Origin of the sequence: Polaribacter marinus, assembly GCF_022662535.1 — a bacterium.
GTDB classification, from domain to species: domain Bacteria; phylum Bacteroidota; class Bacteroidia; order Flavobacteriales; family Flavobacteriaceae; genus Polaribacter; species Polaribacter marinus.
This window is the reverse complement of the sequence record NZ_JAKQYM010000013.1, coordinates 1-17,582: the sequence shown is the minus strand read 5'-3', so window position 1 is coordinate 17,582 and position 17,582 is coordinate 1. Positions and strand designations below refer to the sequence as shown.

The following is a 17,582-nucleotide window of genomic DNA, read 5'->3' as shown; positions in this document are numbered from 1 at the left end:
GAAGTGAAACTTAAAAATTTTCTATTAATAGCTATTTTCGGAATGTTTATTGTTAGTTGTAAACAAAAACAATCATTAAAAGAATATATGGCTCAAAGTTGGGAAACTACTTATTTAAAAATAGAAATGGCAACCTACGAGAAGTCTGATTCTTTATATGTCTACGAAAAGGAATTTAATGAAAATTCAGCACAAGTTGCGCAATCTAAATACAATTCTGACGGTACTTTTTCTGCTTGGTTTGCAGATAAAAACGGAGGGAAATTTTCACATGTTGATGGTAAGTGGAGTGCAGAAAACGATTCGTTGTTTGTTCATTTTATTTATAATGATGTTACAACAAATGTGAGTTATCATATAACACAAACCGATGAAGGGTTTTTAGGGAAAAGCAAAAGCGATTGGGATAAAGATGGTGATTTTGATGACCTGCTAACAATGAGAACAAAACGAATAAAAGAAGAATAATTTGCCGAAACTAAAAAACATATCTTTAAGAATACGTATTTTTTTATCAATGATTTTATTGGTGTTATTGGCATCAATTTTAATTTTGGTAGTTACTGTTTATCAATATGATGAGCAGACAAAAGATTATAATATTCAGCGCTTTGAACGTAAAGAAGCAATTACAAAAGAAACGATAGAATTAGAATTAAAAAACAAAACTACTTTTGCTGTAAATACAGAAAATTTAGCTAAAATTTTTAGAGAACGTATTTACGAAATATCATCTATCAATAAATTAAATATCTCTATTTACGATTTAAAAGGAAACCTTTTAAAGTCGTCTATAGCCAGTGCTTTTGAAAAGAATAATGTAGAGCCACTTTCAAAAGAAACGCTTAAAGAATTAGCACAAAATTCTAATCATAGAATCATTAAGGATTGGCAAGAAGATAGCATTGGTTATCAATCCTCATTTTCATATATAGACGACCCTAAGTTTAAGAGAATAGGGATTTTAGAACTGCAGTTTACACAAGACAATTCAGAAATAGAGCACGAGCTTAGAGAGTTTATTTCTAGGTTAAGTTTTGTGTATGCTTTTATGTTTTTGTTGGCCATTGTTTTGGCATATTTTTTATCAAGTTATATTACACGTTCTATAAAAACAATTTCAGATAAAATGCAACAAACGCGATTAAACGAACGCAATGAAAAAATTATTTTAGACAAAGCTAGTTCTGAGATAGAGGTTTTGGTTGATGCATATAATAATATGATTGATCAACTAGAAGAAAGTGCTGCTAAATTAGCTAGAAGCGAGCGTGAGCAGGCTTGGAGAGAAATGGCAAAACAAGTAGCACATGAAATTAAAAACCCGCTAACTCCTATGCGATTAACGGTACAAAGTTTTGAGCGTAAGTTTGATCCAAAAGATAAAAACGTTAAAGAAAAATTGGCAGAATATAGCCAAACATTAATTCAGCAAATAGATGTTATGAGTTCTATTGCTTCTGCATTTTCTGATTTTGCTAAAATGCCAACTCAAAAAAGAGAGCGAATAGAAGTAATTAGTGTTGTAAAATTAGCTTTAGACATTTTTAATGAAAATGCAGTAAAATATTATCCTCAACAAAAAGAATTGTTTGCCAATCTAGATAAAACTCAGTTGATAAGAATTGTAACTAATCTGGTAAAAAATGCCTCACAAGCTATAGAAAAGCAAGAAAATCCGTTAATTGAAGTAAAGGTTTTTTCTGAAGGGAATGCCGTAAAAATTACTGTTTCTGATAATGGAAAAGGAATTCCTGATGATGTTAAAGACTTAATTTTTGAACCTAAATTTACAACTAAAACTAGTGGAATGGGCTTAGGTTTAGGGATCATTAAAAGTATAATAGAAGCATATGATGGTTCGATTTCTTTTACATCAAAAAGAGGAATAGGAACTGTATTTACAGTAATTTTACCAAAAACATAATAGTAATATCGCCTATAGATCCATAAAGCTATAGGTCTTAAAATTAATATAAAAATGAATTTCGAAAACATTTTAGTTTCTAAAAACAATGGTCTAGCACAAGTAATAATTAATAGACCAAAGAAGTTAAATGCTTTAAATAAAGCAACAATAGAAGAATTAAATGAAGCTTTTGTGATGTTAGAAGATGATGAATCAATAAAAGCAATTGTTCTTACAGGAAGTGGAGATAAAGCTTTTGTGGCGGGTGCTGATATTTCTGAGTTTGCTCATTTTTCTATACAAGACGGAGAAAGCTTAGCAAGACAAGGACAAGAAATCTTGTTTGATTATATCCAAAATTTATCTACACCTGTAATTGCTGCTGTTAATGGTTTTGCTTTAGGAGGAGGTTTAGAACTTGCAATGGCATGCCATTTTAGAATAGCATCTGATAATGCAAAAATGGGGTTGCCAGAAGTTTCTTTGGGGGTAATACCAGGATATGGTGGTACACAGCGTTTACCACAATTGGTAGGTAAAGGTAAAGCCATGGAATTAATTATGACTGCTGGAATGATTTCTGCTGAAGATGCCAAAGATTGGGGGCTGGTAAATTATGTAACAACACAAGAAGAATTAATACCACTAGTAGAAAAAATTGCTAGTAAAATTATGAGAAATTCTTCTGTAGCAATATCTGCAGCTATCAAAGCTGTAAATGCAAATTTTAATGATGGTGTAAACGGTTTTGATGTTGAAATAGAAAAATTTGGAGAGTGTTTTGGAACCGAAGATTTTAAAGAAGGGACTACTGCTTTTTTAGAGAAAAGAAAACCTAATTTTCCAGGGGCTTAATTTTTTTTGAAGAAAGAAAACCTGTTTGTGGTGTTTTTAAGGGCTATTTAATTTTTTTACATGCAATTTGTAGCGAAAAAAATTAAACACATAACAAAAGGTGTTTAAATAAGTTTTTTGTATAATTAATATTGATTAATTTTAATTATATATAGATTAAACTTATTTATCACCATTACATTCCTCATAAAATTGTTTTAAAAATGTTTCCATAAAAAGGTGTCTTTCTAAAGCAATTTGTTTTCCAGAATCGGTATTCATTTTATCTTTTAAAAGCAATAGTTTTTCATAAAAATGATTAATTGTAGGAGCGTTAGAATTTTTATATTCTTCTTTTGTCATTGTTAAATTTGGCAAAATTTCAGGATCATATAAAACCCTGTTTTTAAATCCACCATAATTAAAACAGCGCGCAATTCCAATAGCTCCTATTGCGTCTAACCTATCTGCATCTTGCACAACTTGTAGCTCTTTTGAGGTGAATTTTTCTTTATCAGATGAAAGAGAATTTTTATAAGAGATATGCTTAATGATATTTATTACATGTGTAATTGTGTCGTAATCTGCGTTTTGATTTTTAAGAAACTCAGTCGCCATTTTAGGTCCAACAGATTCATCTCCAAGATAAAATTTTGGATCAGCAATATCATGTAATAAAGCACCTAAAGAAACAATAAAGATATCTACATCTTCTTTTTTAGCGATTAACAAAGCATTTTTATAAACACGCTCTATATGAAACCAATCATGTCCCCCTTCTGCATTTTTTAATTCTTTTTTTACAAATTTTATGGTATTTTCTATGATTGTATTTTTGTTCATTCTGATGCTCTTGAAGATAATTCTTTTTTAATTTCAATAAACATTACAACTTCCATTGGGATAAAAAATAGAGGTAAAAAAGTTTGAAAACTAATACCGTTTTCTAAAGAAGAAAAAACAGCAAGAATTATCATAAAAACAACAACAATACTTTGTATTATAAGCAATGTTTTTTGTGTTTTTAATTTCTTTTGTAGTTCTTTTGTCGTGTAAGTAGATTGTAAAGAAGCCATGATTTTGTGTTTTTATAAAAGTAAAAAATCCATTCTATTTAGAATGGATTTTCATATAAATGTTAATAATTTTCTTAACAAAATTCATCATATGCTTGCGCTAAATTTTGAGCAATCATTTGTGCAGAACGTCCTTCAATGTGGTGTCTTTCTAACATGTGTACTAGATTACCATCTTTAAATAAAGCAATAGCTGGCGATGATGGAGGAAAAGGAACCATAAATTCTCTTGCTTTTTGGGTAGATTCTTTTTCTACTCCTGCAAAAACTGTTGTTAAATTTGTTGGTGTTTTATCTGCTCCTAAAGAAGCAATTGCTCCAGGTCTAGCAGTTCCTGCAGCACAACCACAAACAGAGTTTACCATTACTAAAGTTGTACCTTCTTTGGCTAATGCTTTTTCTACATCTTCACTTGTATATAATGCTTCAAAACCAGCGTTTATTAACTCATCTCGCATTGGTTTTACTAATTCTTCTGGATACATAATTTTTAATTTAATTGACTACAAAGATACTTATAATTTTCTTTTTTTGGGCGTGTCCATTTTTAAAATAAATGCTCCGTTTTCACTTTGCAATTATTTTAAAAATCGTCGGGCTTTTCGCACTCGCTTTTTTTGAAAAACAAAAAAGAGCTCAAACAAATGCTGCAATCCCTCACGCAAAAGAAACCTTTGAATCTTTTTTACATTATAACTTACTAACTAAATAACTTTGTAACTTTGCCATAATTAAAATAAATAAATGGGAAATTTCACAAAATGGTTAGGAGCAGGTTTAGGGTTTACTTTTGGGGGGCCAATTGGTGCGGCCATTGGTTTTGCAATAGGTAGTTTTGTAGATGGTTTTTCTGAAGATGAGTTTAAACAAGAGCAAATAGATTATAAAAAAGAGAGAAGAAATAATAGAAATCATTCTAATACAAAATCTGGTGATTTTGAAATGAGTTTACTAGTTCTGTCTTCTATCGTAATAAAATCTGACGGTAGAATAGATCAACGGGAGCTAGATTTTGTAAGAACTCATTTTGTAAACATGTACGGTAAAGAACGTGCAAATAGTGCTTTTAAACTTTTTAACGGAATTATAAAAAAACAAATATCTGCACGTCAGGTTTGTATTCAAATTAGAGAACATATGTCTCATGCTTCTCGTTTACAATTGTTGCATTTTTTGTTTGGTATTGCTAAAGCTGATGAATTTGTAACAGAAAACGAGGTAGAAGAAATTAGAAAAATTTCAGGATACTTATACATCAATCAAAATGATTTTGAGTCAATAAAAGCGATGTTTTATAATAGTTCAGATGCTGCTTATAAGATTTTAGAAATTACCAAGTCGGCAACAGATGAGGAAGTGAAAAAAGCATATAGAAGAATGGCAAAAAAATATCATCCTGATAAAGTACAGGATTTGGGAGAAGAACATGTAAAAGGAGCAAAAGAGAAATTTCAAAATATACAATCGGCGTACGAAAAAATTAAAAAAGAAAGAGGTCTTTAAAAAAAAAATATTACTTTGTGGTAAACTTTTGTTTTAGAATTTAATTTTTAGATGATGATGAATAATAATGATGATGTAAAAAAAAATTGCTTACGAAAAATTATTGGAGTACTATTTGTTATTGTTTACTCAATAAATACTTACGCTCAGTTAGATAGTGAGCATTACTTGCCTCCTTTAAAGCAAGTAATTAATAATCAAGCAATTAAAGAGCAGGCGGTGTATTTTTCTACACCAGAAACTACAGCTTTTTCAATTGAAATTTATAGAGGTAATAGTGCCACTCCACTAACAACAATTACTGGATTAAAAAAAGGATCTAGCAAGGTGTTTGATAGTAGTAATGGTTTGGCGGATGGCGATAATAATATAACCCTAGTTACCAATGCAAATACAGGGAAAGTCTTAACCAATTCTGGTTTAAGAATTGTGGCTCCAGGAGGTCAGAAATTTTATGTAAATTATAGAGGGAGGTCTAGTGCACAAGCGGGTTCTTTAACATCAAAAGGGGCAAAAGCAAAAGGAACAGAATTTAGATGGGGAGGAATACCAAATAGAGCAGATAATGTAAACTTAACAACAAGTTTAGGTATGATGGCTACAGAAGACGGAACTGTTGTTACGGTTTCTGGATATGATTTAAATTGTGTTTTTAGAAAAGCAAATAATGAAAGTGGAATTACCGATGATTCATTAACTATAGAGTTAGATAAAGGAGAGTCTTTTGTTTTAGAAGCTGTAAAAAATGCAGCAGCAGCAAATTCAGATGGTTGGTTAGGAGCAAAATTAGTGGCTACAAAACCAATTGTAATTAGTAATGGAGGATTAAATGTTGGTATTAGACCTGGTGCTCAAAGTAGAGATGTTGGTATAGACCAACCTGTAGATGTGTCTTCTTTAGGAAGAGAATATGTTTTTGTAAGAGCAAACGGAACAAATGAAACCGAGTTTCCTATAATTGTAGGAACACAAAACGGAACAGCTGTTTATGCAGGAGGAAATTTAGTAGGCACAATTAATGATGGAGAGTATTTAGAGATACCAGGAAGTTATTATTCTTCTGGATCTGCAGGTGCTAGTATGTATGTAACAACCTCTAAAGAGGCTTATGCTTATCAATGTTTACAAGGTGCGGAAGGGTCTGGTAAAATTCAAACGATTGGTATGAATTTTATAGCGCCGGTAAATTGCTTGTTACCAAGTGTCTTAGATGAAATTCCTGATATTGATCGAATTGCGGGTTCTGCAACAAATATATCAGCCATTACAATTATTGCGTCTAGTATTACACCAAATGCCAATATTATAGTAAAACAAAATGGAAATGTAGTAACATTACCTGCACCTGTTTTTCCTACTGGAACGTCAGATTGGAAAACATTTTATGTGACAGGCTTAGAGGGTGAAATTGATATTACTTCTTCTGGGCCAATTGCAGTAGGGACATTTATGAGCCTTGGTGCAAATGCAGGTTTGGCAGGGTATTTTTCTGGTTTTGATACAGTGCCTGTTGTGGGAGTAAAAGTTACAGGAGGAGGTTGTTTTCCAACGGGAGTACTGGAAGAAGAAACTGGTAATTTTGATGCCTATCAATGGTATAAAAACGGTGTGATTGTCGTAGGAGAAACAGCATCAACTTATACCCCTAATTCTATAGGAGACTATTATGTTGTGGTTACAGAGGGTACTTGTTCTTATTCGTCACCTATTGTTACGGTATACAATTGTGATCCTGATATTGTGGTAAAAAAGACAGCAGATAAATCGACTGTTACGGATGGTGATACTATTGAGTTTACGGTTACAGTTCAAAGTTTTGGAAAAGACCCAGTAACGAATTTGGTTATTACAGATGTGTTTCCTCCTCAATTAAATTTGGTGAGTGTCAATCAAGGTGTTGGAACTTGGAATGCACCAAATTGGGAGGTTGGCACCTTAAATGCGGGAGAATTAAAAACCATCAAATTTGTAGGAGAAGTGCCTAATAAACCAGAAGAAGGGAGTTTTATAAATATAGTGTCTAACACCCAAGATCAAGTAGATAAAAACTTATCTGCAGATGATTTGTCTGAGAGTTTTACAATTACTGCTAAAAAAATAGATTTAAGATTAATAAAAGAGGTGGATAAATCTGTTGTGAAAATTGGAAATGAAATTACGTTTACACTTACTTTAAAAAATTATGGACCACAAGGAGCAACTGGTGTTCAGGTAGAAGATAAGTTACCAGCGGGATTAACTTTTAGTAGTTCTGTATTGGCAGCAAACACAACCTATACACCAGGAACTGGTATTTGGGATTTAAGTGGAAGAACAATAGCAAGTGGAGAAAGCATCCTTTTAAAAATAAAAGCTATTGCAAATACAAAAAACATTCAGTTAAATACTGCTGAAATTATTAAAACGGAGCAGAAAGATGTTAATTCTACACCTAATAATGGAAATTAATTGAAAAGCTAGATTATAATTACTAATTTTTTCCTTATCTTTAGGTTAATTATTGTTAAAATAGTTATAAAGTTTTTTAATAACCCCCAAAATCCCCCGTTAATCTACAAATGATGTTGTATGAACGAAAATTAATGTTTAAAAAACATTAAGCTTTTAATATAAACTACTTTTGCGGATTAACCCCGATCCCTAATAAGATGAAAAAAATCGAAGATTTTTTCAATTTTTTAAAGAAAATTAATAATAAAAAATTCTTGTCATTATTTTTTATTATAACAGTTCTTACTAATTTATTTGCAGATGGAACTAAACAAGCCATGCCAGATCCTAATAATGGAGTTGCAATGTATATTACTGATGATGGTAGATATGGTCCTTATTTAAACTCTTCATCATCTCAAAGATTACAATTTAGAATTTTAGATCATACTACAGAAAACTTATATTTTGGGTTAAACCCAAGACAAAGAACAGGAAATCCTTTAGTATTAAGTACAAATTTATATTACCAAATAAAAGATGCTTTAGGAAATATAGTTGCAGGACCTTTTCTTTTTAATACAACAGCAGGTAGCCCCGGTTACATAGATACTTATGACCAGGCAGTTGCAGGACCCAATATTAACAATGCTGTACCTACAGGGTATAGCCCGTTAACATTTAATCCAAATGCAAACGGAGATTATTATATAGAAATATATAAAAGTAATAATGGAGGTGCATCTAGAACATCATCAGGAACAGATATTGTGATTCCTTATTTTGACTTTACTGTTTCAGACAGTTCAAATAATAGATCAGAAGGAAGAATCTTTTCTCAAAAATGGGGGTTTATCACTTATAATCCAACTAATTTTGTGCCGTCTATAGAATATGATTTTAAAGGAACTTTCTTTGGTTATACAGATGATAAAATTATTGTAACAGTAGAATTTCAAGAAGGTTTTAGGCCTTATGGATATTTATTGGCAATGAATAAATTTGGAATTGTAGACGATGACAATGACCCTACGAATGTTTGGGAAACAACAAGAAGGTCTATTTCTTATAATGGAAGTACAGGAAATTCGATACCAGATTTACTAAATGGGTATCCAGTTTTTATAACCCAACCAGATACAGCAGCTTTTCCTGTAGGAGTTCCTGTTAATCCCGTTTCTGTGGGAGGTATTTTTGGTTGTCCTGGAAGTTATTTAATCGCTGTAAAAATAGAAGAAGCCGGAGATGTTGATGTAACTTTAGATTTAAATGGGGTTCTTGGTTTTCAGGAAAATACGAGAGATATTATCGTACAAGCGTTTAATCAACCTAAAGGAAATATTGTTATTCCTTGGGATGGAATTGACGGTTTAGGAGACCCAGTTTTAGGATCTACTACATCATCAGCAACATTAACGAGTTTAAGAGGTAGAACAAGTGTACCAATGATTGATGCAGAATTAAACCCTAACGGATTGGTAATCAACTCTGTATTGCCTGTTTTAGCAAATAGAAAAATGTATTGGGATGATTCTGCTGTTGTTATAACAAATAATAATAATACTATTGGAGGTTTGGATAAGTCAAATCCAGAGGACGGTCAATTAGGGCCAACTCATAAATGGAATGGAGACAATCCTCCAGGAGATAATATTGTGAGTAGTCCAGCAGTTCCTGGAGGGAAAGGAAGTTCAACTTCTTCTACAACTGATGATTATGGTAATGAAAGAGTACTAAATACTTGGTTTTATGGTGAAGAGGTTACTTCCCCAAATTCATCACTAACAGTCCCTAACTGTGATATAGATAATGACTCTTATTCAGACAATGTAGATTTAGACGATGATAATGATGGTATTTTAGATACAGTAGAATTAGGCTCTTTTGATCCTGATGGTGATCATGATGGGGATTCTGTTCCTGATTATATAGATCCTCAATTTCCCGGTTTTATAGATATTAATTCTGATGGAGTAGATGATCGATTCGATTATGATTTAGATGGAATTATGAATCATTGGGACACAGATTCAGATAATGATGGATGTCCTGATGCAATTGAAGGAGCTGGAAACGTACAGTTGACACAATTAACTGCTTTTTCGGGAGGAAGTAACGGTGGTAGTTCTTACAATTTAGGTGTAGTTTCTGATGCAGAAGGAAATCCAATATTTAACAGTATTGGTTATCAGCAAGGAACAACAACAGCAGTATTAGATGCAAATGATAATGATGCCTGTTTTGTAGATTTAAGTATTACAAAAACAGTAGATAAATCAATATTTAAAAAAGGAGAAACAGTTGTTTTTACTTTACAATTAAAAAATGCGGGAGGTTTAGACGCAACGGGAGTAAAAGTAAAAGATAAACTACCATTAGGTTTAACTTATGATGCAGGAGCATCAGTAATACCAGCAAACACAACCTATACACCAGGAACTGGTATTTGGGATTTAAGTGCTTTAACCATAGAAGAGAACCAAACAATAGTGATTAAAATTGTAGCAACAGTAATTAATACTGGAGTTATTATTGATAATACAACAGAGATTTTTTCAGTAAACGAAACTGATAAAGACTCCATATCCAACAGCAACAATTAATAAAAGATAAAGTATGAAAAATAAGTACACACTTTTCAACTTCCAGAATACAATTAACAATAAAGCGAGAACGCTTTTTTTGCTTTTTACATTCTTTTTTATTGCAACTAGTGCAAGTTTTGCGCAAGCAGTAACGATTGTTCCTAATGCCACGGCGCCAACAGGAACAAAAAACGCAGGAGATATTATAAATTACAGCGTAGCTGTGTATAATTCTGGAGCGGTAGCACTTAATAGTGTGGTAGTTACAAGTTCTATCGGTACTACACTTACATTAGTTAGTGGAGATGTAAATAATAACAGTATTTTAGATGAAGATGAACACTGGGTGTACACAGGTGCTTATACAATTACTGCTGCAAATATTACAGCGACAAAAGTAGACAACGTATTTAGTGTTACGAGTGTAGAAATTACTACCGCACAAACAGTTACTCATACAGAAAATGTTCATGAAGATGATATTTCTTACGCTTCAGTTTTTGGACTTTCAGATTTAGTTGCAACCGATGATGATTTTTCTGGAACTGTTATAAACGGAATTACAGGTGGTACGGCAGGTAATGCATTTTCTAATGATACAATAGATGGTGTTGTTGTAACGTCAACAACTGTAACCCCAACTCTTATAGATGATGGTGGGCTAACAGGAGTTGCAATTGCTGCTAATGGAGATATTTCAGTTCCTACAAATACAGCAACAGGATCCTATACTTTAAAATATAAAATATGTGATAGCTCTAATACAAATAATTGTGAAACTGCAGAAATAATTGTAAAAGTTGATGGAGACACAGATAAAGATGGTGTTTTAGATTCAGTAGATATATGTAATGGTTTTGATGATGCAGCAGATAATGACTTAGATGGCATTCCTGATGGCTGTGATTTAGATGATGATAATGATGGTATTCTAGATACAGAAGAATGCAATATTGTAGCTACTTTAGTTCCAAATGGGGATTTTAACAAATTTTATACAAATGAAGGTTGGTCAGGTGATAATATTTGGCAAATGTCACAAGATGGAAATAGAATAAAATTTCCAAATTATGTAGATGGTTCTGGTTATTTTTCTCAAAGTATTACAGTTACTTCAGGAGAGATAAACACATTAACTTTTGATATAGGTGCATATACGCCTAATAATGATAATGCCACAATCCGTGTTTTTATTGATGGTGTACAAATTTATAGTCAAACATCTGCTGATATTGCTACAGATAATGGAGGTGATGCTGGATCGAGTAATCCTACTTTAAACATGTCTAGCAGAGCAGTAGAATTTACACCTGCTGCAGGAACTGTAACATTAAGATTTGAAGGTTCTGGATCTGGTTCTAATCATGATGAAGTTTATATTGATAATATTGGAATAGGAGGATCATGTAAAGATTCAGACAATGACGGAGATATAAATTCTATGGATACTGATTCTGATAATGATGGTTGTCCAGATGTAACAGAGGCAGGCCATAAAGAAAGTACTACAAAACCAGGAGAAGTTCAAGGAACAGGTTATCATGCGATAAACGGAAAAGTAACAGGAGTAACTACAGCTTATACAGGTACCAATGCTAATGTTACAACTGCAGGAACTGCCGCTTCAGTTTCGGTTCAACCGCCAAATAGAAATATACAAGTTGGTCAAAACACAACCTTTCCAACAACAACAGATGGTAATATTTTTCAGTGGGAATTAAGTACAGATGGAGGGACAAGTTTTAGTACTCTATCTAATAGTGGTGTTTATAGTGGAACTACTACAAATACGCTAACAATTACAGGAGTTTTAAGCACACAAAATAATTATCAATTTAGAGTTGTCGTTTCTAAATTAGACTATGTTTGTTCAATAATTTCTAATGTTGGAACTTTAACCGTATTTACAAATGAACCACCAGTTGTAGATAGTAATAGTATTTCTGTTTCAGAAGAAAGTACAGCAAATCCTTTAGGATTAGATGCGCCTACAGATGTAGATAATAATACACTTACAATAACAGTTACTGGTTTACCTATTCTAGGAATCATAAAAAAAGCCAATGGAGATGTTGTTGCTAATGGAGCTACTTTAACAATAGCAGAATTAACAGGCTTAATTTATGATGCTCCAACAGCTTATAATGGTTCTGATAATCCAGGTGATTTTACCTATTCGGTATCAGATGGAATTGCAGCATCCGTTGCTGGTTTAACAGATATATCTATTACAGCTGTAAATGATTTACCTGTCGCAAACAACGATTTAGGAACTGCTCTAGAAGATAATCCTGTAAATATTGCAACAATTGGTGATAATGATACAGATGAAGACGGAAATGTTGTACCGTCAACAATCGTTTTAATAGATCCTACAAATGCTGCTAATACTGGAAAAACAGGAACCCCTTTAGTAATTGTAGGTAAAGGAACTTATACTGTAGATGCTGCCGGAAATGTAACTTTTACACCAGAAGCAAACTTTAATGGCAATGCAAATATTAATTATACAATTAAAGACAATAGTGGTTTTGCTTCAAATGAAGCAACATTAGAAATTACAATTATAGCTGTTAATGACCTTCCTGTTGCTTTACCAGACACAAACTCAGTAACAGAAAATAAAAATTTAACTGTAAATGCTGCTAATGGAGTTTTAAAGAATGATACAGATGTAGATGTACCAACAACTTTAAACCTTTCTACTTTTACTATAGGAGGAACTACCAAAAATGCAGGTGAAACAGCAACAATTTTAGGGGTAGGAACCTTACAAATGAATGCAGATGGGAGTTATGTTTTTACACCAGCAGCAGATTATTTTGGATTAGTACCCGTAGCAACATATAACATTACAGATAATAACCCAGGAACTCCAGGTACAGCATCTTCAACATTAACAATTACAATTGATGTAGATTCAGATTCAGATAATATTGCAGATATTATTGATTTAGACTCAGATAATGATGGGATTTTAGATATTGTGGAAGGTCAAGGAATTGACCCTACTGCAGATGCAGATGCAGATGGAATTCCAAATTATTTAGATGCAGATTCAGGTTCTTTAGATGGAAACGGAATTGCTGCAGGATTTGATTTTGATGGAGATGGAATTCCAAATCATTTGGATTTAGATTCGGATAACGATGCGATTCCAGATGTTCTAGAGGGCGGTTATGCAGATACAAATAATGATGGTATTGCAGATGAAGCAGCAATTAGTGTTGGTGTTAATGGTTTTGCAGACGGTTTAGAAACAGTAGTAGATAGTGGTGTTGCAGCAAATAACCCAATAAATACAGATGCTAGTTCAGATATAGTAGCAACCTTATATAACTTTTTAGATAGAGATTCAGATAACGATGGTATTTCAGATACAGAAGAAGCTTTTTCAAATAACAATTCATATAATGATATCACAAATGATGGTATTGTAGATGGCTTTATAGATATAGATAATAATGGTTGGCATGATACAATTGATGCAGAAATAACATTTCCAATATTCTTAAACTCAGATGCAGATGCGATCCCAAATTATCTAGACCTAGATTCAGATGGTGATGGTTTACCGGATACATTTGAAGGAAATTTTCAAGTTTCCGATGGAGATAATAACGGTATTGTTGGTACGGGGGTTCCTGCAGATTCAGATGCCGATGGTTTAGCAGACACCAACGATCCTGATGAGGCTGGAAATGTTATCGGAGGTTTTGGATTTAATCAAGATAGAGATGGGGATGGTGTAAAAAATTATTTAGACATCGATATTGATAATGATGGAATTATAGATAATATAGAGGGTCAGGCTACTGAATCTTACGTTGCACCAAAAGGTACAGATGCCGATGCCGATGGTATTGACGATGCTTATGATGTAGATACAGCCGGTGGAGTTGCAATTGGATATACAAATACAGATGGAGGTTCTGCTCCAGATTATGCTGATACAGATGCCGAAAATGATGGAATTTTCGATATCAATGAAAGTTTTTATAAAGCAACTGTAATTACAAATAGTTTAGATGCAAACGTAGATGGAGATTTAGATTTAGCAAAATTTGTAGATGTAGATGGTGATGGTTTACATGATGATTTTGACGAAATTCTTACCGGAACAGCAACCGCTAACAATGCAACAAATGGAGGTCAAACTCCTTTAACACATCCAGATGATGATCCTGCTTCTCCAGGAGGGGATAGAGATTGGAGAGAAGCATCTGCACAAGACAATGACGGAGATGGAATTAATGATATTGTAGATTTAGACGATGATAATGATGGTATTCTAGATGAAGATGAGGATCTTAATTTAGATAACGATAACAATCCAAGAACCAATCCTTCAGATTCAGACGGAGATGGTGTGCCAAATTATTTTGATTTAGATTCAGATAATGATGGAATTACAGATTATTTTGAAGCTGGTGGAACAAACGATCCTGATGGAAATGGTCAACCAGGAACAGGAGTATTAGATGCAACCGAAGTAAACACAAAAGGTATTCCTTTAGATGTTTCTCCAGATGCAACGATTATAGGGATAAGTACAACATCTAACTTAGTAATTCCTGATACAGATGCAGATACTATTAAAGACTTTTTAGATTTAGACTCAGATAATGATGGTATTGTAGATGCAATTGAAGCTGGAGGTACAGACCCAGACGGAGATGGAAAATATGGTTCTGGTATAGCAAATGATTCCGATTCAGATGGTTTGGCAGATGCAATAGACCCTTATGATGATGCAGACGGAAATGCAGATACAGCATTAGGAGGAACGCCAATTTCTCCATTAAATTCAGATTCAGATTCAATTCCAAATCATTTAGATTTAGATTCAGATAATGATACCATTCCAGATATTGTAGAAGCGCAATCTACTACGGGTTATTTAGCGCCTACAGGTACTGATACAGATAAAGATGGTTTAGATGATAGATTTGACACAACTAATGGAGGTGTGGCAATTTCTCCTCAAAATACAGATGGCACTGATAATCCAGATTATTTAGATTTAGATTCAGATAATGACTTAATAAAAGATATTGTAGAGTTTGGAAATGCAACTGCAGACACAAATGGAAATGGAGAAACAAATACATCAACAGGAGTTAATGGTTTAGATGATAATTTTGATGCAGCAGATAATTATGCAGATGCAAACGGAAATTTAGACGATACACAATCAGACAATTCTCCTGATGAAGATGCAGATGTAGCTTCTGGTGGTGATGTAGATTATAGAGATATTTTAGACGCAGATAATGATGGTATTGCAGATGCTATAGATTTAGATGACGATAATGATGGTATCCTAGATACTGCTGAAACACCTGGAAATGTAAATCCAGATGCAGATTCAGATAACGATGGAATTCCAGATTATAAAGACTCAGATACTGGTGTTTTAAATGTCAATGGTATAGTAACTACTTTTGATATAGATGGAGACGGAATTCCAAATCATCAAGATTCAGATTCAGATAATGATGGCTGTCCAGATGTTACTGAAGCAGGATATTTAGAAAGTACAACAAAACCAGGAGAAGTAGCGGGTACAGCTTACGGAACAGATGGTAAAGTAACGGGTTTTACAACTGCTTATACTGTTCTAGCAGAACCGAATAAAACAAACATTATTACAGTTGGTACAGCAGTTGTTATTAATCAACAACCAACTGATCAATCAGGATTTATTGAAGGAAACGCAATATTTGAAGTAACTTCTACAGGTTCTATTTTTCAATGGCAAGAAAGTAGGGATGGAGGTACCACTTTTACAAATATAACTAATGGAGGTAATTACACTGGCGCTACAACAAATCAGTTAACAATCTCAAATTTAACAACTTCAGAGAATAATTATCAATATCAAGTAATTATTTCTAAAACTGATTATGCTTGTGGTATCACTTCTACTCCACCAGCAAAATTAACAGTAAATAATAATCCACCTATTGCAGTAGATAATTTAGGTGCAACAACTTTAGAAGATGTAGCCGTAACAGTTGCTACAATTGGAGCAAATGATACGGATGTAGAAGACACAACTCCAGATTCATCTACAATAATTTTAATAGACCCATCTAACGCTAGTAATACAGGGAAAACAGGAACACCTTTAGTAATTGCAAATGTTGGTTCTTATACAGTAGATCCATTAGGAAATGTTAAGTTTACTCCTTTTTTAAATTTCAATGGTTCTGCAAATATTAACTACACAATAAAAGATAGTAACAATTTAACTTCAAATGAAGCAACAATTGGTATTTCAGTAACATCTGTAAATGATGCTCCAGTTGCAAATGATAATTCTGGAACAATTCCTGAAGGAGCAATATTAACTTTAACAACAATTGGTGCAAACGATACAGATGTAGACGGAACAATAGACACAACTTCAATTATTTTAATAGACCCTAATAATGCTGCTAATACCGGAGCTACAGGAACACCTTTGGTAATCGCAAATATTGGAACATATTCAGTAAATGGAGCAGGTACAGTCGTTTTTACTCCTTTAGAGAATTTTAATGGACCTGCAGATATTAAGTATACTATAAAAGATAATGATGGTTTAGTTTCCAATCAAGCAACTTTAGATATTTCCGTAACACCAGTTAATGATGCTCCAGTAGCAGTAGCTGATACAGGTGAAACAAATGAAGACACAACATTAAATGTACTAGTAGCAGCTGGTTTATTAAGTAATGATTCTGATATTGATGCAAACTCATTAGCAATCACTCAATTTGTGGTTGATGGTGGATTAACAGCAATAACTGTTGATGCCATAACGGGAGGAACCACAACAATAATAGGTAAAGGAACATTAACAATTAATAAAGACGGAAGTTATACATTTGTACCTTTCTTAAATTTTAATGGGACAGTACCACAAATTACTTATACAGTAAGTGATGGAACCAATTCAGCAAATAGTACTTTAACAATTACTGTAAACCCAATCAACGATGTTCCGGTAGCTGTAGATGATACTTATACAACCAATGAAGATGCGTCGGTAACGTTATTACCCTTAACAGGTGATAGCGATGTAGATTCTGGAGATATCTTAACAATCACAAGTATTCATGGAACAACTTTAACAGGAGTTGCTCAAACAATTACGGTTCCAAACGGAACTGTAAGCATCACCGGATCAGGAGCAATTAGTTTCAAGGGAGATTTAAATTACCACGGAAGTTCAACGTTTGCTTATGTAATTTCCGACGG

Annotated in this window: 10 protein-coding genes; 7 read left to right on the top strand and 3 right to left on the bottom strand. The window is 33.1% G+C overall.

Annotated elements, in window-relative coordinates:
* The first annotated feature begins 3 nt into the window (after positions 1 to 3).
* Genes MC378_RS13870 through MC378_RS13860 form a run of 3 tightly spaced genes read left to right on the top strand, consistent with a single transcriptional unit; the run spans position 4 to position 2,764 of the window.
* The gene (locus MC378_RS13870; RefSeq protein WP_242179371.1) at positions 4 to 468 is read left to right on the top strand and encodes a hypothetical protein; all 465 of its coding nucleotides are present in this window, start codon (positions 4 to 6) and stop codon (positions 466 to 468) included.
* 49 nt (positions 469 to 517) lie between these two features.
* Positions 518 to 1,927 (top strand): sensor histidine kinase, encoded by a 1,410-nt coding sequence (locus MC378_RS13865; RefSeq protein WP_242179370.1) that lies wholly within the window; start codon positions 518 to 520, stop codon positions 1,925 to 1,927.
* Positions 1,928 to 1,981: 54 nt separating this feature from the next.
* On the top strand, positions 1,982 to 2,764 hold the full coding sequence (locus MC378_RS13860) for an enoyl-CoA hydratase/isomerase family protein (protein ID WP_242179369.1): 783 nt from the start codon (positions 1,982 to 1,984) through the stop codon (positions 2,762 to 2,764).
* Positions 2,765 to 2,926: 162 nt separating this feature from the next.
* Here MC378_RS13860 and MC378_RS13855 read toward each other — a convergent pair whose 3' ends face one another.
* The 3 genes from MC378_RS13855 to MC378_RS13845 all read right to left on the bottom strand — a co-directional run bounded on the left by MC378_RS13855 (position 2,927) and on the right by MC378_RS13845 (position 4,304).
* Positions 2,927 to 3,586, bottom strand: a complete 660-nt coding sequence (locus MC378_RS13855; RefSeq protein WP_242179368.1) for an HD domain-containing protein — start codon at positions 3,584 to 3,586, stop codon at positions 2,927 to 2,929.
* Positions 3,583 to 3,819 (bottom strand): hypothetical protein, encoded by a 237-nt coding sequence (locus MC378_RS13850; RefSeq protein ID WP_242179367.1) that lies wholly within the window; start codon positions 3,817 to 3,819, stop codon positions 3,583 to 3,585. Before MC378_RS13850 ends, MC378_RS13855 begins: the two co-directional genes overlap by 4 nt.
* A gap of 74 nt (positions 3,820 to 3,893) precedes the next feature.
* Complete coding sequence (locus MC378_RS13845) at positions 3,894 to 4,304, bottom strand: BrxA/BrxB family bacilliredoxin (protein WP_242179366.1); 411 nt, start codon at positions 4,302 to 4,304, stop codon at positions 3,894 to 3,896.
* Between the two features lie 259 nt (positions 4,305 to 4,563).
* On the opposite strand from MC378_RS13845, the gene MC378_RS13840 reads away from it, so the two are divergent.
* The 4 genes from MC378_RS13840 to MC378_RS13825 all read left to right on the top strand — a co-directional run.
* Positions 4,564 to 5,322: a TerB family tellurite resistance protein gene (locus tag MC378_RS13840; RefSeq protein ID WP_242179365.1), complete on the top strand. Its 759-nt coding sequence runs from the start codon at positions 4,564 to 4,566 to the stop codon at positions 5,320 to 5,322.
* A gap of 54 nt (positions 5,323 to 5,376) precedes the next feature.
* Entirely contained in the window at positions 5,377 to 7,770 is a 2,394-nt protein-coding gene (locus tag MC378_RS13835; protein WP_242179364.1) for a DUF11 domain-containing protein, read from the top strand.
* A 200-nt stretch (positions 7,771 to 7,970) separates the two neighbouring features.
* A complete protein-coding gene (locus MC378_RS13830; protein ID WP_242179363.1) occupies positions 7,971 to 10,355 on the top strand; it encodes a DUF11 domain-containing protein in 2,385 nt (794 codons plus the stop codon).
* A 13-nt stretch (positions 10,356 to 10,368) separates the two neighbouring features.
* Positions 10,369 to 17,582: tandem-95 repeat protein (locus MC378_RS13825; RefSeq protein ID WP_242179362.1), on the top strand; the 7,214-nt coding region annotated here is incomplete at its 3' end.